The sequence below is a fragment of the Pseudomonas sp. FP818 genome, assembly GCF_030687335.1.
GTDB classification, from domain to species: Bacteria; Pseudomonadota; Gammaproteobacteria; order Pseudomonadales; family Pseudomonadaceae; genus Aquipseudomonas; species Aquipseudomonas shahriarae.
Genome location: NZ_CP117427.1, coordinates 1,963,042 through 1,985,731, shown reverse-complemented (window position 1 = coordinate 1,985,731; position 22,690 = coordinate 1,963,042). Strand labels below are relative to the sequence as shown.

Genomic DNA, 22,690 nt, shown 5'->3' with positions numbered 1-22,690 from the left:
ATGGGCGCATGCATTCTCACCGCGCAGAACCTTAGCAAAGTGGTTCCCAGCGCGGAAGGTGAACTGACCATCCTGCACGAACTGAGCCTGGAACTGAACAAGGGCGATAGCCTGGCTATCGTCGGCAGCTCCGGCTCGGGAAAATCAACGCTCCTTGGCCTGCTGGCCGGGCTCGACCTGCCCAGCAGCGGTGAAGTCACCCTCGCCGGCCAGGCCCTGAGTGTCCTGGACGAGGATCAACGGGCGCGCATCCGCGCCGAACACGTCGGCTTTGTGTTCCAGTCATTCCAATTGCTCGACAGCCTCAATGCCCTGGAAAACGTCATGCTGCCCCTGGAGCTAGACGGTCGCAAAGACGCCCGCGAACGCGCCCGGCACTTGCTCGAACGGGTCGGCCTGGGCCAGCGCCTGACTCACTCGCCCCGCCAGCTCTCTGGTGGCGAGCAACAACGAGTGGCCATTGCCCGTGCATTCGCCGCCGAGCCGGACGTACTGTTTGCCGATGAACCCACCGGCAACCTCGACAGCCACACCGGCGAGCGCATCAGCGACCTGCTGTTCGAGCTCAACAAAGAGAACGGCACCACCCTGGTGCTGGTGACCCACGACGAGCGGCTGGCCCATCGCTGCCGACGCCTGATCCGCCTTGAAGCCGGCCAGATGGTCGAGCCCCTGGAGCCTTGATGGCACGTTTGCCGCTGTTGCGCCTGTTCAGCCTTGCCCTGCGCCAATTGCTGCGCGATGCCCGCGCCGGTGAGTTGCGCGTCCTATTCTTCGCCCTGCTGGTGGCCGTAGCCGCCAGCACGGCCATCGGCTACTTCGGCGCACGACTCAACGGCGCGATGCTGTTGCGCGCCACCGAGTTCCTTGGCGCCGACCTGGTGCTGGAGGGCAGTTCCCCGGCCCGGCCCGAGCAGATAACCAGTGGCACGCAACTGGGCTTGGCACATGCCAGGGTGGTGGAGTTTTCCAGCGTCATCGCCACCGACAACGGTATTCAGTTATCGAGCATCAAGGCGGTCAACGAGCAGTACCCGCTGCGCGGCCAGTTGAAAAGCGCGGCCGAACCGTTCGCCGAAGACACCCCGGGCGGCGGGCCGAAATCCGGCGAAGCCTGGGTCGAGGCCCGCCTGCTGACCGCACTGGACCTGAAAGTCGGCGACAGTATCGACGTCGGCCTGAAGACCCTGCGCCTGGCCCGCGTACTCACCTATGAGCCGGATCGGGCCGGCAACCTCTACAGCCTCACCCCGCGGGTGATGATCAACCTGGCCGACCTTGAGGCCACCGGCGTGGTGCAGCCGGGAAGCCGGGTCAGCTACCGCGAGTTGTGGCGTGCGCCGCCAGCCAGTGTCGCGCTGCAAACCTACCGCGACCAGATCACCCCAGGGCTGGCCGCCAACCAGCGCCTGCAGGATGCGCGGGACGGCAACCAGCAGATCGGTGGTGCCCTGGGCAAGGCCGAGCGCTACCTGAACATGGCCAGTCTGGTCGCCGTGTTGCTCTCCGGCGTGGCCGTGGCCCTGTCGGCCAACCGCTTTGCCAGCCGCCGCTTCGACGCCAGTGCGCTGCTGCGCTGCCTGGGTCTGTCGCGACGGGAAACCATGCTGCTGTTCAGCCTGCAACTGACCGTCCTGGGCTTGCTGGCCAGCCTCGCCGGTGCAGCTCTGGGCTGGTTCGCCCAACTGGGCCTGTTTTACCTGTTGAACGACCTGTTGCCGGCAGACGTGCCACCCGGCGGATTGCTGCCGGCCGTCGCCGGCATCGGTACCGGCCTGGTGGCCCTGGCCGGCTTTGCCCTGCCCCCTCTGGCGGCCCTGGGCCGAGTGCCGCCGTTGCGGGTGCTGCGACGCGACTTGCTGCCGATCCCCTCCAGCACCTGGATGGTGTATGGCGCGGCGCTGTTTGCCCTGGGCCTGATCATGTGGCGCCTGAGCCTGGATCTGGTGCTGACCTTCGCCCTGCTGGGCGGCGGGGTGATCGCCGCGCTGCTGCTCGGTGGCCTGCTGCTGTTGCTCTTGCAAAGCCTGCGCCGCCTACTGGCGCGTGCTGCCCTGCCCTGGCGCCTGGGGTTGGGCCAACTGTTGCGCCACCCGCTGGCGGCGGCGGGCCAGTCCCTGGCGTTCGGCCTGATCCTGCTGTCGATGGGTTTGATCGCCCTGCTGCGTGGCGAGTTGCTGGACACCTGGCAGAACCAACTGCCCAAGGATGCCCCCAACTATTTCGCGCTTAACATCCTGCCGGCCGACAAGGACGCCTTCGGTGCCCGCCTGCTTGAACTGCAGGCACAGGCCGCGCCCTTGTATCCGGTGGTGCCGGGACGCCTGATCAGCATCAACGGCGAACCGGTGCAGGAAATTGTCAGCAAGGACTCCAGTGGCGATCGGGCGATACAGCGAGACCTGAGCCTGACCTGGGCGGCCAACCTGCCCCCTGGCAATACCCTGACATCGGGCACCTGGTGGGCGGATCAGCCGAGCGATGAAATACCGGGGGTCTCGGTCGAAGCCAAGGTCGCCGAAAGCCTCAAGCTCAAGCTCAACGACCACCTGATCTTTACCGTTGGCGGGGAAAACCGTGAAGCCCGGGTCACCAGCCTGCGGGAGATCAACTGGGACAATTTCCAACCCAACTTCTTCATGATCTTCCAGCCTGGCACCCTGAAGGACCTGCCGGCCACGTACCTGACCAGCTTCTATCTGGCCGCCGGCCATGACCAGCAGATCGTCGACCTGTCCCGGGCCTTCCCGGCCGTGACCATCCTGCAGGTCGAGGCGCTGCTGGCCCAACTGCGCAGCATCCTGGCCCAGGTCACGCTGGCCGTGGAATACGTGCTGCTGTTTGTCCTCGCGGCAGGCATGGCGGTGCTGTTCTCCGGCCTGCAGGCCACCCTGGACGAACGCATCCGCCAGGGCGCCTTGTTGCGCGCCCTGGGCGCGGAGCGCAAGTTGCTGGTCAAGGCCCGGCGTATCGAGTTCGGGCTGCTGGGCGCGGTCAGCGGGTTGCTGGCGGCACTGGGTACCGAGCTGGTGACCCTGGTGCTGTATCGCTACGCATTCGACCTGGTCTGGCACCCTCACCCATGGTTGCTGGTGCTGCCAGTGATCGGTGCAGTGCTGATCGGTGGTGCCGGAGTGTTCGGTACACGCCGCGCGTTGAACGCCAGCCCACTGGCGGTACTGCGCGAAGGCTGAAACAAAAATGGCCCGCTTCCTCCTTGGGGAGCGGGCCACTCACAGTTACTTGATGTATTCGATACCTGTGATCCACCAGCACATTTCGCCATTTGGCGTCTGCACAATGGCCTCATCATCCACTTCTTTGCGCAGCAAGGCCCTGGCCATGGGGGAGTCGATGGAGATGTAGTCCATGCGCTCATAAATCTCGTCATAACCCACGATGCGAAAACGCTTGGTCTCGCCCTGCTCGTTCTCGATATCCACCCAGGCGCCGAAAAACACCTTGCCCTCCTGCTCGGGCATGTACTCCACCACCCGCATATCTTCCAGGCGTTTGCGCAGGTAACGCACCCGGCGATCGATTTCACGCAGCAGCTTCTTGTTGTACTGGTAGTCGGCGTTCTCGCTGCGGTCTCCCAGCGAAGCAGCCCACGTCACCTTGCGCGTTGTATCAGGACGTTTCTCTCGCCACAGGTAATCGAGCTCTTTTTTCAGTGCCTCATGACCTTCTTTGGTAATCAGCTTGGTACTCAAAAGCGTCACATCCCCAGGAAATATCCATTGGTTCAAACCCCCTCTGCATCAGCCAAGGATGCATTGGCTGCCTGACGGCAATCGGCCGGGTCTGATGATAAATGAACGCCAGAAAGTAGCCAGGCCTGATTCCCCGGTCAATCGGCACCAAGCAATTTACTGGATTGCTGCTCAACATTTTCCTCAGGAAACAGGGTGCCATCCAGGCGATAAAGCAGTGCCTTCAAGTCGCCCCTGAAGCCCGACAACTGCCCCAGCCCGGTCGCCAGTTGCTCAGCCTGTTGCTGGGATGCCCGGTCCTGCGCCTGTAGCCTGAACGACTCATCTTCCATCTGTTGAGCCCAGCCCTCCAGGCGGCGTTGTTCTGCCTGCTGCAACTGCGCATCCCGGGCCAGGTGCTCCTCCCGGCTATTCAACACTTCGGCTCGCTGCTGCAAAGCAAGCTCCTGCGCGGCCAACTGTTGATTGGCCTGCTCCAATGTGGCCTTTTCCCGTAGTAGCTGGTCCCTTTGCAGTTCAAGCGCCTCCTGCTGCTGGAGCACTGCGCGTTTCTGTTGCGTCAACTCATGCGCCACACGGGCAAGATTGGTCAGCGTGGTGTCTACTTCATGCAGGGACGACTGATCCGCCGCCACGACTGGCGGGACGCCTGCGGGCGGTGCAACAGGCTGCGGCTCCGGGGCCTGCGGTGCAGGTACCTCCTGTGCCTCCGGTTCCTTCGGCGGTGGAGGCAATGGCTCAGGCAAGACGACCACTGGCTCCTCATGGGGCTCCTGCGTCATATCCTCACGATTTGCCGTACCGGGTGGCGATACCATTTTTGACGAGAAGCGAATAGACGGCACAATCAACTCGGTGCTCTCTATCGCGGGCAGACCAATGACTGAAGTGCCCAGGGTGATCACCTTCATCACCAATGCCTTCTTGATCATCAGCGAGTGGTGATCCTCCGGTCGGGCCGTCGGTAGCTTGCTGCCCTTCAGGTCAATGAAATGATAAGGCACCTGGGGCCCGGCGGCATTGCCCCCAGATGCCGTGGCAAGGGTGATGATCTGCTTGAGGACGCTCATTGCCAGTTGCAGGCTCTCCTTGGACTCGATGCTTCCAAGAAAATACCGCTCGGACTTTTTGCGCAACGCGGCGATGTAGACCCGAGAGCTTCCGGGCTCGACCTCCTCGTCCAGACTGTAGACAAGAAAGTTCGAAGCAATTTGCGGTATCGCAAAACAACAGAGCAACGCACCGTTAACGGGGGAATCATGACCAGAGTGTTCAAGAACAAGAGTACGTAGAAGCATCATGAGTGTCGGACTCCATTACCGTAGTACTTCATATACACGCCATTTTTCAAATCAAAATCAACAATCCTGCAAAAACAACGCAATTGTTTCAGCGAGTGATTGAGGCACATGTAGGACTTACCTTATTCAAGCGCTTTAGCGTTTCCAAGCGCCCCTATTGAACGTACCATTTTTTAACAAAGCCGCACCTGAAACACTTGATCAATACTTTTCATTTTCCACCCTCGGCAATTCTCAACCTGAACACACAGGCTTATTGAGCCCCCTGCATATTCAGCATGCCCCGGCAAACAACCAAGCAGAAAAGCCTAATGATCGAAATAACCAATCTAACAAAAAAAACGGGACGAGCGATTGCCATCGACAATATGACATTCAGTGTCCGCCCTGGGGAATGCCTGGGGTTGTTCGGACACGATGGCGCTGGCAAAAGCACACTACTCAAATTGCTCTCAGGCGCAACTCCCGCAACTTCCGGCAATATAAAAATACATGACATAGATATCGCGACCCATCCGATAAGGGCAAAAAAAATAATAGGCTACCAGCCTGAATTCGCCCTCAGCCACGGCAATATGAAGGTAAAAAGCTTTCTGGGTTTCATGGCCGAAGTTCGCGGACTTCGTGGCCTGGAAAAGCGCAAGATGGTTGACCGCGCCATCACCCGCCTGGAACTTTGGCGAGTACTTGACTCACCTGTCGCAGCCCTTCCCCCAGGGCACCGGCGCAAAGTCGCGCTGGCCCAGGCCATCTTGCATGACCCCAAACTGCTGCTGCTCGATGAACCCACAGAGGGCCTGGACACCCTGCAAAAACAGAAGGTCGGCACCCTCATCCAGTCGTTGACCGAAGACATGACGGTCATTGTCGCCTCGCGCAACCCGGAGGAATTCTCCTGCATCTGCCAACGGGCGCTGGTCCTGGCCGAGGGCCGGTTGCTCGCCGACGCCCCTGTCACCGAGTTGCAGCGTAGCTCGCGCCATTACCAGGCAATCACCCTGGCCGCCGATACCCCCCTGGACCTATTGGCGCTGGCCGTGCTTCCGGGGGTGGCTGGCATCGAAGAAGACCGGCACGCCTACGGCAGCGTGACGGTACTCGCGATGCCAGGGCAGGTCATCTATCCCCACATCAATGCCCTGGTCGCCAACCGTCGCTGGAAGATCAATACCTTGAGCCTTGAGCCGGGACGCCTGAGCGACGTCATCCACCACTTGAGCCAGGAGGCACCCAATTGAAACGTCTACCCGTGATATTCAAACGGCAACTCAACAACTACTTGTCGAGCCCGGCCACCTATTTTGGCGTCGCTATGTTTCTGATCACTAACACCACACTAGGTTTTTATGTAGGAAACTTCTTAAACGGAAATCCGACAGATCTTCACGCCTTCTTCCAGTTTCACCCCTGGCTTTATCTTTTTTTCATTCCATTTATTTCCACACTGCTCTGGTCGGATGAGCACAACGAAAATGCACGCTCCTTTACAAATACCTTGCCGGTCTCAGCCCTCGAACTGACATTGGGCAAGTTCCTGGCCGCTTGGACCGTTTGCGCACTCACGCTAGCCTTGGACTTCCCACTGGTCATCATCATTAACTATCTGGCCATGGCGGACAACTCAACCATTCTCGGCCAATTCATAGGGAGTTGGTTACTGGCAGGCGCTTATCTCTCATTCTCCTGCCTTGTCTGTGTAGTGGCCTATAATCGCCTGATTATTTTCGGCATCACACTCGCATTATTATTGCTCACCAGCACTTTATCGTCAGTGCTGGACATGCTGACCCATCAGGCCCCTATCTGGGTGATCGACAGCTTGATTTCACTCAACCCGCGGGTACGGTTCAGCGCGATAGACAGTGGCCTCCTGACCCTGCATGACACGTCGTACTTCATAAGCATGATCATCGCTTTCCTCACCGCAACCACCCTAACTTTAAACTTCAGAAAAGGCTGAGAAAGGAAATCCCCATGAGGAACCTTATAAACTTCGGCGTGACGTTGAGCGTCATCGCCCTGCTTTTTCTCGCCTTCAATCTGGTATGGGTACTGAAACTGCCCAACTATCGACTGGACCTTTCAGAGAAAAAAATCCACACCCTGTCACCTTCGACCGACGCCCTGCTCGCGGCACTTGAAACCCCCATGGATTTGTATTTTTTCAATGGCAGCCATCCCCGCAAAAGTGACGCCCTGAACAACCATGGCGAGTACATTGCCCTGTTGCTCAAGGCCTATGAAAGTGCGTCGAAAGGCAACGTTACGCTGCACCTGATTGATCCTGCCCCCTTTTCAGAGGACGAGTACAAGGCTGAGTTACTGGGCCTGGATAGCCAACAAGGACTGTTTGGACTCATCGGCACCCGCGCCAACCATGAGCCGCAGAAAATCGAACGATTCGACCCCGCCCAGGCGAGTTTCCTGGAATATGAGATCAGTCGCCTGATCCACAACGTCGCCCGCGAGGAGCAACCCACCATCGGCCTGATCTACGGATTAGCCATGGACGGCAACCTGAATGGACGCACCCAGGAAGCCACGCCGCCGTGGCAGTTATTCAAGGAAATACGCAGCCAGTTCAATCTGATGACCCTGGGCAGCGACACCTCGCGCATCCCCGCTCACATCAAGACCCTGATGGTGGTCCAGCCCTCTAGGCTGCCGGAACAGGCACTTTTTGCCATTGACCAATTTGTCCTGGCAGGGGGAAAGCTGATGATGTTTGTCGACCCCTTGAACGATCAGGACTCAACCGCCGACACCACCGGCCTGCAAACCCTGCTCGCCGCCTGGGGCGTGCAGATGCCGGCGAATAAGGTATTGGCGGACAACCTCTATGCAACCCCGGTGGTCGTGACCAGCGGCCAGCCGCCCGTACGTCATCCCGGGGCGCTCACCCTGCCCCGAGAAGCGATGGCGCAACAGGACGTCAGCACCTGGGGCGTTGACAGCGTGACACTGTTGAATCCAGGCACACTCGTGCCGCTGAAAAAAAGCCGCACCACATTCACCCCGCTGCTCCAGAGTTCCGGGCAGGCCAGTACGTTCGATGGGGTACGCTTCACTCAACCGGACGAATTCGCCTCCATGATTGGCGAGGCCGTCAGTCGTGGCCGGCCGAATGTGATCGCAGCCCGTATCGAAGGGCCCGCCTACTCCGCATTCCCTGACGGCAGCAATGGCCAGAAGGCCACACTGCAAAAGGCGACCAATATCCATGTGGTGGTGGTCGCTGATATTGACATGCTCAGCGACCGCGTCTGGCTGGCCGCACGCAATGCCAACGGACAAAAAGCGCAGCGCCCGGGCAATGCCCGGTTTGTCTTGAATACATTGGATAACCTGGCGGCGCCCGACACCCTGAGTGCTATCAGCCCTCGTGCAAGCGACCGGCAACAGCCCGGGTTGCTGGACAGGCTGCGCCACGAGGCCGCGCAATCCTACCGAAAAAAGGCTGCCCTGCTGGAGCAACGGCTGGCCCAGACGGAAAAGGAATGGCGGTTGCTGAACACGCCGCCCTCCATGCTGGAGACTCAGGCCATCTCTTCAAATACGCTGTTGCAAGCGCTAAACAAAGAACGCCTGCGATTACGCATGGAGCTTCACACCCTGGAAAAAGAAGCCTACAAGAGCGTCCGCCGGTTGGAACTCGCTGTGGTGGTGCTCACGACGATCACCGTGCCACTGATAGTGAGCCTGCTGGGCCTGGGGATCTTTATCTCACGTCGCCGTCGCCAACATCCACCTGCCGCAGCGTTCTACTGAACGTGGTTCTCTCAGCCTCGATTAACGCCGGGTAATCAAACCCTGGCGCGCCACGCGGGTCAGGTGGTGAATAAACTCGTTGGCATCCTCAGCGTTCGGCGCCTGGATTACCGCCAGGTCAAAGCTGTTTGTGGCAAAGCGCGCCAGGGACTCGCCATCTTCGACAAACTGGATCAGGAACGCCGAAGGTCGGCCAGTCCGCCGGGGCCAGCCATCCAGGTAACGCAGCAACGTCGGCTGGTGCTTGCCGCCAAGGAGAATTTTCGGATTGCGTTGAGTCAGGCCCGCAGTGATCGGGGCCAGGCGTACAAGAGGTCGTAGTGCATTCATCGTGTCGTGTCTCTGCCTCAAAAGTCTGCGGGCAGGTGAGAGGCAACACCGAACCAGCGCTTTAGCGGTATTTCGAAACCTGGAGCAGGCTTCTGTCGGGACTGCAGCGAGTCCCTGTGGCGCCCCGCAATTAGCTGTTTAAATCGGCGCATGCAGCATCCTAGAGAAGCCGGTGGGGCAGTGTCAAGAATCCCGTACAACGAAAAAGGCCCGCGCGGGGCGGGCCTTTAACAGGTGAGCTGCGCGATCAGTTGGCGATGGCACGGTCGGCAGACAGCTTGCCAGCACCTTCAAACAGCACCGCCACTGTGCCGCCCAGCAGTGCCAGGGCGAACTCATAGCCGTTGTTGGCCATGAACAAACCGTTGCTGATATGCACCGAGAAAATCGCCACCAGCGAGACGATGGTCAACCCCAGCGCCGCCGGGCGTGCCAGCAGGCCAATGATCAGCGCCAGGCCGGCGAAGAACTCAGTACCGCCCGACAACAATGCCATCAGGGTACCCGGGGCCAGGCCGATGCTCTCCATCCACTGCGCCGTGCCCGCCAGGCCGCCGCCGCCAAACCAGCCAAAGAGTTTTTGCGAACCGTGGGCGGCAAAAATGATACCGACAAAAATCCGCAGGACGGTCAGGCCATAGCCGGCACGGGTGGACAGGAGGTTTTTGATCATTGGGCTCATATTGCTAATCCTTTTCGATGAAGGGGGTTGGTTGGCCGCTATATTAATCAGTTTAGATAATGATAAAAGCCGAAAAAAGCGCTAATCAATATCTAATAATTAGATTATTTGCGTGAGACGATCTTGGACGTCACCGGCTCCAGGGAGTCCCGTTCCCGATCAAAGGCCAAGTAGTACTTGTTCACGCTATTAACATAGCTGACGCCGCCCATTCCGACCTGCTCCATGGCGATGCGCTCGACCTGGAAGAACCACTGATTAGGGTTCAAACCCCGGCGGCGCGCCTCGGCACGCATGCCCTGCACCCGCTCCGGCCCCATGTTGTAGGCCGCCAGGACGAACGCCATACGCTCGCGCTCGTTCAGCTTGGGGCTGGCGAAGAACTTGCGGCGAATCAATGCCAGGTAACGCGCCCCTGCCTGCACATTGCTGTCCAGGGTCTGGATATTGTTGACCCCCACCCGCTGGGCCGCTGAAGGGGTGATCTGCATCAATCCCGTCGGCCCGCTGCCGCTTTTCGCGGCGGGGTTGAGGGACGATTCCTTGAAGGCCAGGGCCGCCAGGTTCAGCCAGTCCATGCCTTGTTCCCGGGCGTGTTTCTGCAGGACCGGGCGCAGTTTCTCCAGGCGCTGGCGATCAGCCCGCGCCAAGGGGTAGCGCACCTGATAGAGACGACGATAGATGCGCTGGAAGGCCACGTCCTGGTCCGACGGAGTCTTGTAGGTTTTCAGGAAGCGGTCGATGCTCGCCCGCAGCATCGAGGCATCCTGGCGCACGAACCAGTACTCCTCGCCCGGCTCGCTGATCGCCACTTGCTTGTCGAAACGCAGCTTGGGCAGGATCTTTGACCAGCGCTCCGCAATCGGCCGCTCGACAATGGTCAGGTGGAAGATCCCCGCCTGGACCATCTCCAGCACATCTTCCACCGCCAGGCTGGGGTCCACCCATTCCACCTTGACCGGCGGCAGCTTGCGCAGTGCCAGCTTCTGATTGATCTGGTTGACCGCCTCCCCCGCTGCGCTGCCCGTGGTCAGGGCCAGGGTGCGCCCAGACAACTGCTCCAGCCGGGTAAACCGCCGCTCGCCCTTGAGGCCCACCAGCCATAGCGGCACGTCGCTGGCAATCGGATCACTGCTGCTGATCTTGTGCGCCCCCGTCGTATCCAGCAGTTCGCCGGGCGCCACCAGGTCACCTTCGCCACGGGCCAACGCCCCCAGCAACTGATCCTTGGCCTTGGGAATGATCTTCAGGTTGATTTCCTGGCCGTCGCGGGCGCGGCCGTTGAGGTAGTGTTCGAAGGCGCGCAGGCGGTGGTACTCAACGCCAATCGACTGGCCCTGGACTTCACCGGAGCTGTTGCGGCTCTGGTTGACCAGCACCCGCAAGGTGCGGCTGCTGCGGATTTCTGCCAGGTCACGGACTTTGCCCGACTTGGTCACTTCCAGCGGCCCGTCCAGGCGCGCAACCGCCGCCGTGGGCAGCAGCAGCGTCAGGCACACCATGAGCAATGCCGAGGGTCGGATCATCCGCTCTCCGGAAAGAACAAGGCCCCATGCACCGCGAAAAACGCCGCATTGGGGGACAGAAACAGAGCGCCAGAGGCGCAGACTTTGGGCGCAAGGGTGGCACAGCAGCAGGCCTTCGGCCAACCACAGTGTAACTTGCGACGTTCAAAGACAGCGATAACTCGTTGTAGTTCTTGGTTTTTCTTATAAATCTACAGCTCTGATAGACTTTCCGGCCGCAGGCGGAGATAGCACCATGCAACTCATTGATATTGGCGTCAACCTGACCAACTCCAGTTTCGACGACAAACACCAGGCCGTGCTCGACCGCGCCTATGCTGCCGGCGTGGGCCAATTGGTCGTCACCGGCACCAGCGTGCAAGGCAGCGAACAGGCCCTGGAGCTGTGCCAGCGTTGGGACCAAGGCGCCCGACGGCTGTTCTCCACCGCCGGTATCCACCCCCATAGCGCCAGCGATTGGAACGCCGACAGTGCCCGGCAACTGCGTGACCTGCTCAGCCAGGAGCGGGTACGTGCCGTGGGGGAATGCGGGCTGGACTTCAACCGGGACTTTTCGCCCCGCCCCCAGCAGGAAAAAGTCCTCGAAGCCCACCTGGCACTGGCCGTCGAATTGCAACTGCCAGTGTTTCTCCACGAACGGGACGCCAACCAGCGCCTGCTGGAGATCCTGCGCGATTACCGCGATCAACTGCCCGCCGCCGTGGTGCACTGCTTCACCGGCGAACAACGCGCGCTGTTCAGTTATCTCGATCTGGACCTGCATATCGGCATCACCGGCTGGATCTGTGACGAACGGCGTGGCACGCACCTGCACCCACTGGTCAGGGAAATCCCCCGGGGCCGCTTGATGCTGGAAAGCGATGCGCCCTACCTGCTGCCACGCACCCTGCGCCCCAAACCGAAGAACGGGCGCAATGAGCCGGCCTATCTGCCGGAAGTCTTGCGCGAAGTGGCCCTGCACCGAGAAGAAAGCCTGAAAGACCTGGCCCAGCACAGCACCGCCTGCGCCCGTGCGTTTTTCGGCCTGCCTGTGCCGGATTGACGCGGTGCATTGACCCATATCAACACCCCTTTTCCGGATAGCGGCACAATACTGGCACCTTGCCAATACTGTTTCCGCTATCAGAGAAAACCTTCCATGGGTGCCTGGCTTAGCAATATCTCGCTGAAGTACAAATTCTGGGCCGTGAATGCGGTCGCTTTCATCACCACCCTGCTGCTGGTGCTGTATGCCGTGCAGCTTGAACAACAGGCCCGCAGCCATGCCGCCCAAGCCTCGGCACAAGCCCAGGGCCGCTTGCTCAGCGCCTGGCCGGCCGGGCAGCCGCTGCCCCAGGGCGAGCACTGGCTGGCGTTTGCCCGGGGCCAGGCGCCCGAGTTGGCGGACCAGGACCTGTCAGCCCTGAGCGAAGCCAACGGTTGGGTCGAGTTCAATCATATGCCGCTGTTCGGCGAAAACCCGTTGCAGGGCGCCGAAGTCATCTCCCGCGCCGGTGGCCAACAAGTCGCCGTGCTGGCCTATGCGCCGAGCCTGAGCCAGGTGTTTACCGAGCGCTTTACCAACTACGCGGTGGCGGTGCTGATCCTGATGCTCGCCATGCTCTGTGCCTCGCAACTGTTGATCCGCTTTTTGCTCGCCCAACTCAACACCTTGAAAGACGTGATGCTGCACGTTGAGAAAACCGGCGACCTCTCGGCCCGCGTGCCCCTGGCGTGCAAGGACGAGGTCGGGCAGATGGCCAGTGCCTTCAACGCCATGCAGGCCGGCTACCAGCGGGTGGTCAGTACGGTAGCGCGCACCGCCAAACTGTTGGATGACGGCGCGGCACGCCTGGCCAGCAGCATGAATGAGGTGCAGCACGGCATGCTCGGCCAGCAAAGCGAGACCGATCAGGCGGCGACCGCGATCAATGAAATGACCGCCACCGTGTATCACATCGCCCAGCATGCCGGTGCCACTCGCGATTTGTCCCAGACCGCCGACACCTTGGCCGGCAGCGGTCAGGAAGTGGTAACCCGGGTTCAGCGCTCGATTGCCGGGTTGTCCACCGGTGTGCAGCAAACCGCAGAAATGATCCAGAAGCTGGCCGAGGACAGCCAGAAAATCAATGGCGTGGTCGGCGTGATCCACAGCATTGCCGAACAGACCAACCTGCTGGCCCTCAACGCCGCCATCGAAGCGGCCCGCGCCGGGGAAATGGGGCGCGGCTTTGCGGTGGTGGCCGACGAAGTGCGCAACCTGGCCAAGCGCGTGCAAAGCTCCACCGATGAAATCACCCGCATGGTCTCGGCCCTGCAGGCCGGCACCCGGGATGCGGTGGACTTTATGCAGGAAAGCTCGTTCAAGGCTGACGACTGTGTGCAACAGGCCCAGGAAGCCGGCGCTTCACTGGCCGAAATCACCAGCGCCGTGGCGCAGATGCGCGAGAGCAACACGCAGATTGCGGTGGCTGCCGAGCAGCAGAGCCATGTGGCCGAGGAGATGAACCGCGCGGTGGTGAGTATTCGCGATGTCACGGAAAACACCGTGCAACAGACCGTGGATTCGGCGACCACCAGCAATGAACTGGCAACCCTGGCCGGCGAGTTGAGCAAGGCCATCGGCCAACTCAAACTGTGACGTTTGACCGATCAGCCAGCGCCTGCCGCTGGCGGATCGATCAAAACGCTATAACCCCCATAGCCAACCCCAATTCGCCGCCCCTGCCCGCCCGACCTAAACTCTGTCCATCGAGTTTCAATGGACAGAGGATTTATCATCATGGGCAAACGTCACCCCAATCTCCCTGCCTGGCAATGGCGCGCCTACCCGCAGAACCATCAGCACCCGACCAACCTGGTGCTGCACCTGATTGCCGTGCCGCTGTTCATCGTCGGGTTTCTGCTGATTGTGTCCGGCGTGTTCAGCCTGAGCCTGGCCAGTTTCGCCATCGGTGTGGTCGGCGTACTCGCCGGCCTGGCGCTGCAACGCCACGGTCATAGCCTGGAAGCCCAGGCCAGCGAGCCGTTCAGTGATCGTAAAGATGCAGTGCAGCGCCTGGTGGTCGAGCAGTTCGTGACCTTTCCGCGTTTTGTCCTCAGCGGTGGCTGGTGGCACGCCTGGCGTCAGCGCCACCGCCACTGAGGCCGGGTCAGGCGAAGACCACCACCGTCTGGCGGCTGATAGCGATCAACTGGCCGTCAGGCCCCCACAACATCGCGGCAGCATGACCGTAACCGTCACGGGCATGCTCGATATGGACGTGGTACTGGCACCAGTCCAGGGTCGTCAACTGTGCCAGGGGCTGGATGAATTCGATGGTCCAGGTCAGCGTGCTGCCGGGTGCCGGCCTCTTCAGGTGCGGTAAGAGCGCCGGCGGCCAGGCATCCACCAGCGCGAGGATATGGGCTTCGGTCAAAGGCTCTTCTTTCACATCCCCCCGCAAGCGCACCCAGCCACCCATTTCCCGGGATTTATTGCCGGTGAACGGCAAGCCACCGACGCTCCAGCGCATCGCCAAGTGGCGCATGAACTCAGGCGTCACGCCTTTGATATAGGGCAGTTCCTGGCACTCGTCCCAATGTTTGAAAGTCGGCGCGGGCAAGGCCGGCACGTCGATCTCTGAAGGTCGCGATGCGCCGAAGCTGGCCTGGGCCAGGGTCATCACTTCACCGTCCTGCACCACCCGCCCCAGCAACTGGCTGACGGCCTTGCCTTCGCGCAGTACTTCGACTTGATAACGGGCGGAGACGTCGGGCGCCACGGGCCCGACAAACGTCACGGCCAACGAACGCAATGGGCGATCAGCCGGCACCTGGGCGCGCAACGCTTCGTATTGCAAGGCGGCAACCAGCCCGCCAAACGTGGCGCGACCCTGGGCCCACTCGGCCGGAATAGACACGTCCAACGGGTTGTTACGGGCAGCGTCGAGCAAATCACTAAAGCGCATGGCGACCTCACATCAAGAAAACCGATGAGCGATCTTAACCAGCGCGTCAGCCCGGTACAGCACTTATTCCGGCCAAATACCCAGACAGATAAGCCGCAGGCTCAGAAACAATCCGCCGCCAGCTTGTCGAGTACCCGATCGGCTTTGCCTTCAGCTTCGGCCATGGTCCGATGCCAGACTGCAACGCAAGGTTGCAAGTCTGCCTGGAGCCTGGCTTGCGCCAACCATTGCCAGCAGTCGTGCCAATCGCCCAGGGCGCCTTGGGCGGACTTGAGACGGGACATGGCCTTGGCCGGTACCTGGCCCAATTGCGGGTAGGCCTCGGCCGCGTAGCGCACGCGCTTGATCAACAAACGCAGGCGATGGCGGTCGTGGTCGGGATCGTGCAACGCCACCTCGAGAGCCTGCCATTGTTTGCCCAGGCGTTTTTCGATACGGGCGCGCAGGCGCTTGAGTAGTTTTTGATGCTGGGAGGCGCGGATAAATCGCGGAAAGGCGGCCATGATCTGCAACAGCTGCGCCAATTCCGCGCTCTGGGCCACCTGCCGATAAGTCTGCGGCTGCTGGCGCAGACGCCGGGCCGCCGCTTCGTGATGGCCATGTTGCTGCAGGTAGGCCGCCAGCACTTCGCGGTCGCGCAGTGGCGTGGTCAATTGGCCGACCGCGCTGGCGGCGGCCTCCAATTGCTCGACGCCGGGCAGCCCGCGCAAAGGGCGCAACAGGCTGCGCAGGCGGCGCACGGTGGTGCGCAGGTCGTGCAGCGCCTCGTCGTCGGTCACCGCCGCCAGGCGCGCCTGACAACTCAACAATCCGACTTCCAGGCCGATGACCTGGGCGACTAACTGATCCACCAACGCCGACATGCTGTTTCCCCTGTCAAACAACCGCCATACACCCGCACAAAACAGGCGCCTGGGACCACCTTAACCACTCCAACAACGCGTTACGCTGACGCGGATCAACGGCCCGCGCGCGACTCACGAATATAGAAACGGGCTTTTTGCGCTTTGCTGGCACAGCCTTCGAACGCTTCGAATTGCTGCTGGGTCTTGGCGCCAGTCAGCAACGACAGGGCCTTGGAATAGCTGACCGTACCGGCAAAACCTTCGGCCTTGGCCAGGTCCAGCTCGTGCCACGCGGCATCCAGCTGGCTGCCGCAGCTATCGCGATAGGCCGTTTTGCCGGCACAACCGGCCAGGGCCAACACAATCACAGGCAAACACATCCAGGCTTTCATCAATGACACCTCAAGAAAAGAAAACAGTCGTGGGATGTAGACGTTGCCTACATCGAAAAGTGCCTTATCACACAGCCTGAAATGCCCAGCGCCGATAGACAAAGCATACCCGAGCAAATAGCTCGGCTTACGAAAATTATCGTTCTGCTCCGCTAGGATTGAAGCAGCCCCCTGCTTGGGTGCATTGTGGACAGCTGTTTTACGAAGGATCCAGTCATGAAAAAACGCGTTGCATTGGTCCTGGGCTCAGGCGGAGCAAGGGGTTATGCCCATATCGGGGTGATCGAAGAGATCGAAAAACGCGGCTATGAAATCGCCTGTATCGCCGGCTGCTCCATGGGGGCAGTGGTGGGCGGGATCTATGCCGCGGGCAAACTGCAGGACTACCGGAACTGGATCGAAAGCCTGGACTATCTGGACGTGCTGCGCCTGGTGGATGTGAGCTTTCGCCTGGGGGCGATACGCGGCGAAAAAGTCTTCGGGCAGATCCGCAAGATCGTCGGTGAGATCAATATCGAAGACCTGCGCATTCCCTACACGGCGGTCGCCACCGACCTGACCAACCAGCAGGAAATCTGGTTCCAGGAAGGCTGCCTGCACCAGGCGATGCGCGCCTCGGCAGCGATCCCCAGCCTGTTCACTCCGGTGATGCAAGGCAACCGCATGCTGGTGGATGGCGGCCTGCTCAACCCGCTGCCTATCGTGCCGGTGGTGTCGAGTCATTGCGACCTGATCATTGCGGTCAACCTCAACGCCACCAACCAGAAACACTACAGCCTGCCGGTGATCCAGCGCCCGCCGGCGTTCAAGAGCCGCTTCGACAACCTGGTACGTTCACTGGGTTCCCATCTGCCGTTTCGGCGCAAGCAGGCCGAACAATTATTGTTGCTGGAACAGGAAGCGCTGCAGGCGCAGGCCGCCGATATCAACCCCTGGCTCGAAGGCGCCGAGCCGGAAGCCCAGCAACCGGCCGCAGCCCCGGAAACCGCTGGCGCCCCCAAGTCGGCAACCGGTTCGTTCATCATCGACAACGTCGGGCCGGCGTCGCTGCTGGATTTGATCAACCAGAGTTTCGAGGTGATGCAGACGTCGTTGGCCCAGTACAAAATTGCCGGCTACCCGCCGGATGTGCTGATCAACGTGCCCAAGCGCGTGTGCCGGTTCTTCGAGTTCTACAAGGCGCCGGAATTGATCGCGCTGGGGCGGGAGATTGCCAGCGATACGCTGGATCGGTATGAGAGTGAGCAGAGTTGAGATCTTCGCTGGGGCTTGAGGCCCTATCGCGGCATGGGTATCTACACAGCTCTTTCGTGGTTCTTGGGGTTGTGTACATATCCGTTGCTGCGGTCACGGCGGCTATTGGTTCCGCCCTTACGGCGGCTCACTTTTGGAAAAGAGCCCGGAGTGCCGGCCCAGCCAAAAGTAACCAAAAGGGCTCTTACCCCACCACTCGGCACCTCGCCTAGGCTCGGTGTGCCCGTCATCCGACATTGATTTGGGGGGCAGCGTGGTTTAACGGGGCGCCTAAGATCAAAATCACAAGCAAAGCGAGGCGGCCTGACAGCCGACCTGATCGCCGAAGCGTGCGCGTACCCTTGTGGGAGCTGGCTTGCCTGCGATGACGGTGTCTCAGCCAATACATTTATCGACTGATACACCGTCATCGCAGGCAAGCCAGCTCCCACAGGGGGAATGGAGCTTCGCGCCCCGGCTTTGGCATTGCTGTTGCTGTTGCTCTGCTTTTGATCTGGCTTTTGATCTTGATCTTGGGCGCCCCGTTAAACCACGATGGCCGCAGCCAGGTATTGCGCAGTGGGCACCCCGGCATGGATGCCGGGGTAGCCGCGACACGGCCATGGATGGCCGATCGCGGCGGGCCCACGGAGCAATGCCTGACTGCGGGCATGCCGAGCCTAGGCGAGGCACCGAGTGGTGGGGCATGTAGCGTTTTGCTTACTTTGGCGCTTCTCCAAAGTGAGCCGCCGTAAGGGCGGAACCAATAGCCGCCGTAACCGCAAAAACGGAGATGACACAACCCCAAGAACCACGAAAGAGCTGTGTAGATACCTATACCGCGATGCCGCCGGCCCAGCAACCACAATCCCTCAGCCCTCAGCAGCCCCCAACAACCGATACCCCACCCCCGCCTCGGTCACGATAAAACGCGGCTGGGTCGGGTCATCCGCCAGCTTCTGGCGCAAGTGCCCCACCACAATCCGCAGGTAGTGGCTGTCTTCGGTATGGGTCGGCCCCCAGATATCCTTGAGCAACTGCTGCTGGGTAATCACCCGCCCAGGGTGGCGCGCCAGTTGCGCCAGCACCGCGTACTCCTTGCGGGTCAGGGCCACGTCGACACCCTCCAGCAGCACCCGCCGATAAGCCAGGTCGACCATCAGCGGGCCAAACTGCAGGGCGGCCTGCTGCGCCTCGCCGGTGGGCGCCTGGCGCAACAGCGCACGTACCCGGGCGAGAAACTCCTGGATGCCAAACGGCTTGGTCACGTAATCGTTGGCCCCACCGTCCAACGCCTGGACCTTCTGCCCTTCGCCGGCACGTACCGACAATACCAGCACCGGGGCCGTCGACCATTCGCGCAACTCGCGCAGCACCTGTTGACCGTCCATGTCCGGCAGGCCCAGGTCCAGCACCAGCAGGTCCGGCTTGCTCAAGGCCGCCTGGGCCAGCCCTTCGGCGCCGGTCCCGGCCTCGATTACTTTGTAGCCCTGGGAGGCCAGGCTGATGCGCAAGAACTTGCGGATCTGCGGCTCGTCATCAATGACCAAAATCGTCGCAGTCTGGTTCATGGTGTTCCATCACAATCACTGAAAAAAGTTAAGAGTAGCGCACCGCGTCTCACGCTTCACTGTCCGGGCTCGGCTGGGTCTGCAACGGCAGGAACAGGGTGATGCACGTGCCCCGCCCGTCGATGCCATCGGTCACGCTGATATGCCCGCCGTGGGCGCCGACCATACCCTGGCAGATTGCCAGGCCGAGCCCGGTGCCCTGCCCGCCCCGGTCGCCCCGTGCGGCGGTGTAGAACATATCGAAAATCTTCGCCCGCTCTTCCTCGGGAATACCCGGACCTTCATCACTGACGGAAAAAAACACCGCCTGCTCGGCGACGCCAGCACGCAGTTGCAAGCGGCCATGGGGCGGTGAAAAACGCGCGGCGTTTTCCAGCACATTGACCAACGCCTGCTCGATCAAGGCGGCATGCACATACAGCAATGGCAACTCTGGCGGCACATCGGTACTCACCTGCAACGGCGCCAGCACTGCACGCAAACGGCCGAGGGAGCTGCCGACGATATCGCCGGGCGACACCCAGTCCCGCGCCAGCTTCAAGGCGCCATGGCCGAGGCGGGTCATGTCCAGCAGGTTCTGGATATAGCGGTCCAGGCGCTCGGCTTCGTCGCGGGTGCCTTCCAGCAACTCGCGGCGATCTTCCAGGGGAATGGCTTCGCCCAGGGCCAGCAGGCTGTCGATGCTGCCGCGCATGGAGGTCAGCGGCGTGCGCAAGTCATGGGACACCGAGGCCAGCAAGGCACTGCGCAGTTGCTCGGTCTCGCCATGCAAACGGGCGGCCTCCAGGTTCTGCGCCAACTGGGCGCGGGCCAGGGCCTGGGCCAATGGCTGGCTCAAGGCCGTGAGCAGGCGCCGACGTTGGCCACTGAGCTCCAGGCCAGCTTTGGGGCTGACGCCGAGCAGGCCCAGCGGACCGTTTTCAGCAGACAACGGCCACCACCACCAACGCCCAAACGGCAAGGTACCGGTGCCCATGCCCGCTGGCTGGTCGTGCTGCCAGGCCCAGTCGGCGGCGGCGCGCTCGGCCTCGGTAAAGATGAGTGGCCCGCCGGTCTCGACCTTCCACTCACCGGGCCCGTCGCGATTGACCAGGCACAACTGCAAATCGCTCCAGCCCTGCAGATGATGAGCCGCTGCGCTGATCACCGCCTGGCGATCAGTGGCAGCGGTGAGTTTGCGCGACAGGTCGAGCAGTTCGCTGGTTTCTTCCTGGGTGTCGCGCAGGGCCTGCAATTGCCGACGCTGGCGGGCGGCGAGGTTGCCGGTCAGCGCCGCCATCAGCAGGAAGAACAGCAAGGTCAGCACATCTTCTTCACGCTGGATAGCGAAGGAGAAATTCGGCGGAATAAACAAAAAGTCATAGGTCAGGAACGACAGCGCAGCGCAGGCCAATGCCGGACCCAGGCTGCTGCGCACCGCCACCAGCAGCACTGCGGCGAGGAACACCAGAGAGATGTTGGGCAGCGGCAGGACACTCGACACCGCCCACGCCAACGCACTGGCCAGCACCGTTGCCAGCAGCGCCAGGGCGTAATCGAACCACACTAGGCCACGCACATCGGGCAAACGCGGCGCGGCGGGTGTTCCATCGCTGTCGAGGATATTGATTTCCAGGCCCCGGGCATTGCGCAACAAACGCGCCGCCAGGCCGCCACCGAACAGCCGGCGCCGCCAGCGCGGGCGCGACTGCCCCACCAGCACCAGGCTGGCACGGCGCTCGGCAGCATGCTGGATCAGGGTCTTGGCCACCTCGCCGGCACGCAGCAACACCACTTCGCCACCCAGACGCTCGGCCAGTTGCTGGGCATTTTGCAGCCTCAACCGAGACTGTTCGTCACGCACCCGGCCGTTGTCCACATGCACCAGGCTCCAGGGCAGATGCCGGCGCTGGGCCACACGGCTGGCGTGACGCACCAGGCGTTCGGCCTCGGCGTCGCCATCCACCCCCACCAGCAAGCGCCCGCGCACCGCGGGCGCGGCCTGGCCCAATTGCCGGTAGCCCTGGGCCAGATCGTCATCGACGTGCGCGGCGGCAGTCTGCATCGCCAACTCGCGCAGGGCCATGAGGTTGGTCTGGGTAAAGAATGCGTCGATGGCCGCGCGCGCCTGCTCCGGCACATAGACCTTGCCGTCGCGCAGGCGCTCCAGCAGCTCGCGGGACGGCAGGTCGATCAGCAGTAACTCATCGGCTTCCTGCAAGACCCAGTCCGGCAGGGTTTCGCGCACCTGCACGCCGGTGATGCCACGTACCTGATCGTTGAGGCTTTCCAGATGCTGGACGTTGACCGTGGTGAATACGTTGATGCCGGCGGAGAGCAGCTCCTGAATGTCCTGCCAGCGCTTTTCGTGGCGGCTGCCGGGGGCGTTGCTGTGGGCCAGTTCGTCCACCAGCACCAGCTTGGGCTTGGTGGCGAGCAAGCCGTCGAGGTCCATTTCTTCGAGCATCACCCCACGGTATTCCGAGCGCAGCAGCGGCTGCTGGGGCAAGCCACTGAGCAAGGCCTCGGTCTCGGCACGGCCATGGGTCTCGACCACCCCGGCCACCACTTTGACGCCCTGGCGCAACTGGGTGTGGGCGGCCTGGAGCATGGCGTAGGTCTTGCCCACGCCCGGTGCGGCACCGAGGAATACCTTGAGCCGGCCACGGCCGTGCTTGGGTAGGTCGGCTAGGAGGGCGTCGGCGCGGCCGGAGTCACTCATGGGGCAGTCTTCTTTCAGTTAGGGATGTTGGGTACATGCAGCCGCCATCGCGGGCAAGCCCGCTCCCACATCCGGAATGCATTCCAAGTGTGGGAGCGGGCTTGCCCGCGATGGCGGCGCAACGGTCTACAACTTTTCCAGCGCCATATTCAGCGCCAGTACATTCACCACCGGCGGCCCCACCAGCGGCTGTTCGATATGCTCGTCCATCAAGCGCTCCAGGGTCGACACCGGCAACTGACGTGCCGCCGCCACCCGCGCCAGTTGATAGGCAATTGCCTGCGGTGGCAAGTGTGGATCAAGACCGCTGCCGGAGGTAGTCAAGAGTGCCAGGGGCACCGGGCCCTGGCCGGGGCCCTGGATTTTCGCGGCGTCGTCAAACACCCGCGTTGCCAGCGCCGGGTTGCTCGGGCCGAGGTTGCTGGCACTGCTGGACACGGTGGCAAACGCACCCGCCGAAGGCCGCGAGTGGAACCAGCGCTCGCCGGTAAATTCCTGGGCAATCAGGCTGGAACCGCGCACCTTGCCTTCGGCGTCACGCACCAGGCTGCCATTGGCCTGGTCGGGAAAGGCCACCTGGGCGACGCCGGTCACTACCAACGGATAGGCCACGCCCGTGATCAGGGTCATCAATACCAACAGGCTCAAGGCCGGACGGATCATGCTGGACATTTCATCTTCCTCAATTGATTCGTGACC

The 22,690-nt window shown here is 61.5% G+C and carries 20 protein-coding genes; 9 read left to right on the top strand and 11 right to left on the bottom strand.

The genetic code is table 11. The annotated features are described in order from the left end of the window. Together PSH80_RS09155 and PSH80_RS09150 are read left to right on the top strand one after the other, a co-directional pair. Complete coding sequence (locus PSH80_RS09155; protein ID WP_057439231.1) at positions 1 to 684, top strand: ABC transporter ATP-binding protein; 684 nt, start codon at positions 1 to 3, stop codon at positions 682 to 684. Continuing rightward, complete coding sequence (locus tag PSH80_RS09150) at positions 684 to 3,194, top strand: ABC transporter permease (protein ID WP_120732380.1); 2,511 nt, start codon at positions 684 to 686, stop codon at positions 3,192 to 3,194. The genes PSH80_RS09155 and PSH80_RS09150 overlap by 1 nt, the downstream gene beginning before the upstream one ends. Positions 3,195 to 3,239: 45 nt before the next feature. Here the strand turns inward: PSH80_RS09150 and greB are convergent, their stop codons facing one another. Both greB and PSH80_RS09140 read right to left on the bottom strand, forming a co-directional pair. Next, entirely contained in the window at positions 3,240 to 3,713 is a 474-nt protein-coding gene (gene greB, locus PSH80_RS09145; protein WP_057439191.1) for a transcription elongation factor GreB, read from the bottom strand. A 137-nt stretch (positions 3,714 to 3,850) separates the two neighbouring features. Then, complete coding sequence (locus tag PSH80_RS09140) at positions 3,851 to 5,014, bottom strand: hypothetical protein (protein WP_305419951.1); 1,164 nt, start codon at positions 5,012 to 5,014, stop codon at positions 3,851 to 3,853. Positions 5,015 to 5,325: 311 nt separating this feature from the next. Between PSH80_RS09140 and PSH80_RS09135 the strand changes: the two genes are divergently transcribed. From PSH80_RS09135 to PSH80_RS09125, 3 genes are read left to right on the top strand one after another with little or no spacing between them, the layout of a single operon-like run. Beyond that, on the top strand, positions 5,326 to 6,252 hold the full coding sequence (locus tag PSH80_RS09135) for an ABC transporter ATP-binding protein (RefSeq protein ID WP_115129376.1): 927 nt from the start codon (positions 5,326 to 5,328) through the stop codon (positions 6,250 to 6,252). Beyond that, a complete protein-coding gene (locus PSH80_RS09130; RefSeq protein WP_057439193.1) occupies positions 6,249 to 6,974 on the top strand; it encodes an ABC transporter permease in 726 nt (241 codons plus the stop codon). Before PSH80_RS09135 ends, PSH80_RS09130 begins: the two co-directional genes overlap by 4 nt. 14 nt (positions 6,975 to 6,988) lie before the next feature. Beyond that, positions 6,989 to 8,782, top strand: a complete 1,794-nt coding sequence (locus PSH80_RS09125) for a Gldg family protein (RefSeq protein ID WP_305419948.1) — start codon at positions 6,989 to 6,991, stop codon at positions 8,780 to 8,782. A gap of 21 nt (positions 8,783 to 8,803) precedes the next feature. Here the strand turns inward: PSH80_RS09125 and PSH80_RS09120 are convergent, their stop codons facing one another. The 3 genes from PSH80_RS09120 to PSH80_RS09110 all read right to left on the bottom strand — a co-directional run bounded on the left by PSH80_RS09120 (position 8,804) and on the right by PSH80_RS09110 (position 11,320). Further along, positions 8,804 to 9,112, bottom strand: a complete 309-nt coding sequence (locus PSH80_RS09120) for a hypothetical protein (protein WP_057439194.1) — start codon at positions 9,110 to 9,112, stop codon at positions 8,804 to 8,806. Positions 9,113 to 9,359: 247 nt separating this feature from the next. Further along, positions 9,360 to 9,794, bottom strand: a complete 435-nt coding sequence (locus tag PSH80_RS09115) for a DoxX family protein (RefSeq protein ID WP_057439195.1) — start codon at positions 9,792 to 9,794, stop codon at positions 9,360 to 9,362. A 104-nt stretch (positions 9,795 to 9,898) separates the two neighbouring features. Then, positions 9,899 to 11,320, bottom strand: coding sequence for a transglycosylase SLT domain-containing protein (locus PSH80_RS09110; protein WP_057439196.1), 1,422 nt, complete (start codon positions 11,318 to 11,320; stop codon positions 9,899 to 9,901). Positions 11,321 to 11,555: 235 nt separating this feature from the next. On the opposite strand from PSH80_RS09110, the gene PSH80_RS09105 reads away from it, so the two are divergent. From PSH80_RS09105 to PSH80_RS09095, 3 genes are all read left to right on the top strand, one after another. Continuing rightward, positions 11,556 to 12,362, top strand: coding sequence for a TatD family hydrolase (locus PSH80_RS09105; protein WP_200656581.1), 807 nt, complete (start codon positions 11,556 to 11,558; stop codon positions 12,360 to 12,362). 96 nt (positions 12,363 to 12,458) lie between these two features. After that, positions 12,459 to 13,940 carry a methyl-accepting chemotaxis protein gene (locus tag PSH80_RS09100; RefSeq protein ID WP_057958919.1) on the top strand — a complete coding sequence of 494 codons (1,482 nt, stop codon included), beginning with the start codon at positions 12,459 to 12,461 and terminating at the stop codon, positions 13,938 to 13,940. A gap of 141 nt (positions 13,941 to 14,081) precedes the next feature. Next, the gene (locus tag PSH80_RS09095; RefSeq protein WP_057439198.1) at positions 14,082 to 14,444 is read left to right on the top strand and encodes an Mpo1-like protein; all 363 of its coding nucleotides are present in this window, start codon (positions 14,082 to 14,084) and stop codon (positions 14,442 to 14,444) included. Positions 14,445 to 14,451: 7 nt separating this feature from the next. Here PSH80_RS09095 and PSH80_RS09090 read toward each other — a convergent pair whose 3' ends face one another. From PSH80_RS09090 to PSH80_RS09080, 3 genes are all read right to left on the bottom strand, one after another. After that, the gene (locus PSH80_RS09090) at positions 14,452 to 15,249 is read right to left on the bottom strand and encodes an acyl-CoA thioesterase II (RefSeq protein WP_057958918.1); all 798 of its coding nucleotides are present in this window, start codon (positions 15,247 to 15,249) and stop codon (positions 14,452 to 14,454) included. Positions 15,250 to 15,350: 101 nt separating this feature from the next. After that, positions 15,351 to 16,112: a CHAD domain-containing protein gene (locus PSH80_RS09085; protein ID WP_057958917.1), complete on the bottom strand. Its 762-nt coding sequence runs from the start codon at positions 16,110 to 16,112 to the stop codon at positions 15,351 to 15,353. 95 nt (positions 16,113 to 16,207) lie between these two features. Then, the gene (locus PSH80_RS09080; protein ID WP_057958916.1) at positions 16,208 to 16,486 is read right to left on the bottom strand and encodes a hypothetical protein; all 279 of its coding nucleotides are present in this window, start codon (positions 16,484 to 16,486) and stop codon (positions 16,208 to 16,210) included. Between the two features lie 216 nt (positions 16,487 to 16,702). On the opposite strand from PSH80_RS09080, the gene PSH80_RS09075 reads away from it, so the two are divergent. Beyond that, positions 16,703 to 17,740, top strand: coding sequence for a patatin-like phospholipase family protein (locus tag PSH80_RS09075; RefSeq protein ID WP_057958915.1), 1,038 nt, complete (start codon positions 16,703 to 16,705; stop codon positions 17,738 to 17,740). Positions 17,741 to 18,591: 851 nt separating this feature from the next. On the opposite strand, the gene PSH80_RS09070 is transcribed toward PSH80_RS09075, so the two are convergent. The 3 genes from PSH80_RS09070 to kdpC form a co-directional block, all read right to left on the bottom strand. After that, positions 18,592 to 19,290: a response regulator gene (locus tag PSH80_RS09070; RefSeq protein WP_057439201.1), complete on the bottom strand. Its 699-nt coding sequence runs from the start codon at positions 19,288 to 19,290 to the stop codon at positions 18,592 to 18,594. Between the two features lie 49 nt (positions 19,291 to 19,339). Then, positions 19,340 to 21,991 (bottom strand): sensor histidine kinase KdpD, encoded by a 2,652-nt coding sequence (locus tag PSH80_RS09065; protein ID WP_057958913.1) that lies wholly within the window; start codon positions 21,989 to 21,991, stop codon positions 19,340 to 19,342. Between the two features lie 126 nt (positions 21,992 to 22,117). Then, on the bottom strand, positions 22,118 to 22,663 hold the full coding sequence (gene kdpC, locus PSH80_RS09060; protein ID WP_057439203.1) for a potassium-transporting ATPase subunit KdpC: 546 nt from the start codon (positions 22,661 to 22,663) through the stop codon (positions 22,118 to 22,120). Between the last annotated feature and the right edge of the window lie 27 nt (positions 22,664 to 22,690).

Bases quoted from the DNA above. Each gene is read 5' to 3' on its own strand.
- PSH80_RS09090 (WP_057958918.1), bottom strand. From the start codon at position 15,249: ATGCGCTTTAGTGATTTGCTCGACGCTGCCCGTAACAACCCGTTGGAC.
- PSH80_RS09140 (WP_305419951.1), bottom strand. From the start codon at position 5,014: ATGATGCTTCTACGTACTCTTGTTCTTGAACACTCTGGTCATGATTCC.
- PSH80_RS09135 (WP_115129376.1), top strand. From the start codon at position 5,326: ATGATCGAAATAACCAATCTAACAAAAAAAACGGGACGAGCGATTGCC.
- PSH80_RS09125 (WP_305419948.1), top strand. From the start codon at position 6,989: ATGAGGAACCTTATAAACTTCGGCGTGACGTTGAGCGTCATCGCCCTG.
- PSH80_RS09085 (WP_057958917.1), bottom strand. From the start codon at position 16,112: ATGTCGGCGTTGGTGGATCAGTTAGTCGCCCAGGTCATCGGCCTGGAA.
- PSH80_RS09080 (WP_057958916.1), bottom strand. From the start codon at position 16,486: ATGAAAGCCTGGATGTGTTTGCCTGTGATTGTGTTGGCCCTGGCCGGT.
- PSH80_RS09115 (WP_057439195.1), bottom strand. From the start codon at position 9,794: ATGAGCCCAATGATCAAAAACCTCCTGTCCACCCGTGCCGGCTATGGC.
- PSH80_RS09075 (WP_057958915.1), top strand. From the start codon at position 16,703: ATGAAAAAACGCGTTGCATTGGTCCTGGGCTCAGGCGGAGCAAGGGGT.
- PSH80_RS09105 (WP_200656581.1), top strand. From the start codon at position 11,556: ATGCAACTCATTGATATTGGCGTCAACCTGACCAACTCCAGTTTCGAC.
- PSH80_RS09100 (WP_057958919.1), top strand. From the start codon at position 12,459: ATGGGTGCCTGGCTTAGCAATATCTCGCTGAAGTACAAATTCTGGGCC.
- PSH80_RS09150 (WP_120732380.1), top strand. From the start codon at position 684: ATGGCACGTTTGCCGCTGTTGCGCCTGTTCAGCCTTGCCCTGCGCCAA.
- PSH80_RS09120 (WP_057439194.1), bottom strand. From the start codon at position 9,112: ATGAATGCACTACGACCTCTTGTACGCCTGGCCCCGATCACTGCGGGC.
- PSH80_RS09155 (WP_057439231.1), top strand. From the start codon at position 1: ATGGGCGCATGCATTCTCACCGCGCAGAACCTTAGCAAAGTGGTTCCC.
- kdpC (WP_057439203.1), bottom strand. From the start codon at position 22,663: ATGTCCAGCATGATCCGTCCGGCCTTGAGCCTGTTGGTATTGATGACC.
- PSH80_RS09110 (WP_057439196.1), bottom strand. From the start codon at position 11,320: ATGATCCGACCCTCGGCATTGCTCATGGTGTGCCTGACGCTGCTGCTG.
- PSH80_RS09095 (WP_057439198.1), top strand. From the start codon at position 14,082: ATGGGCAAACGTCACCCCAATCTCCCTGCCTGGCAATGGCGCGCCTAC.
- PSH80_RS09070 (WP_057439201.1), bottom strand. From the start codon at position 19,290: ATGAACCAGACTGCGACGATTTTGGTCATTGATGACGAGCCGCAGATC.
- PSH80_RS09065 (WP_057958913.1), bottom strand. From the start codon at position 21,991: ATGAGTGACTCCGGCCGCGCCGACGCCCTCCTAGCCGACCTACCCAAG.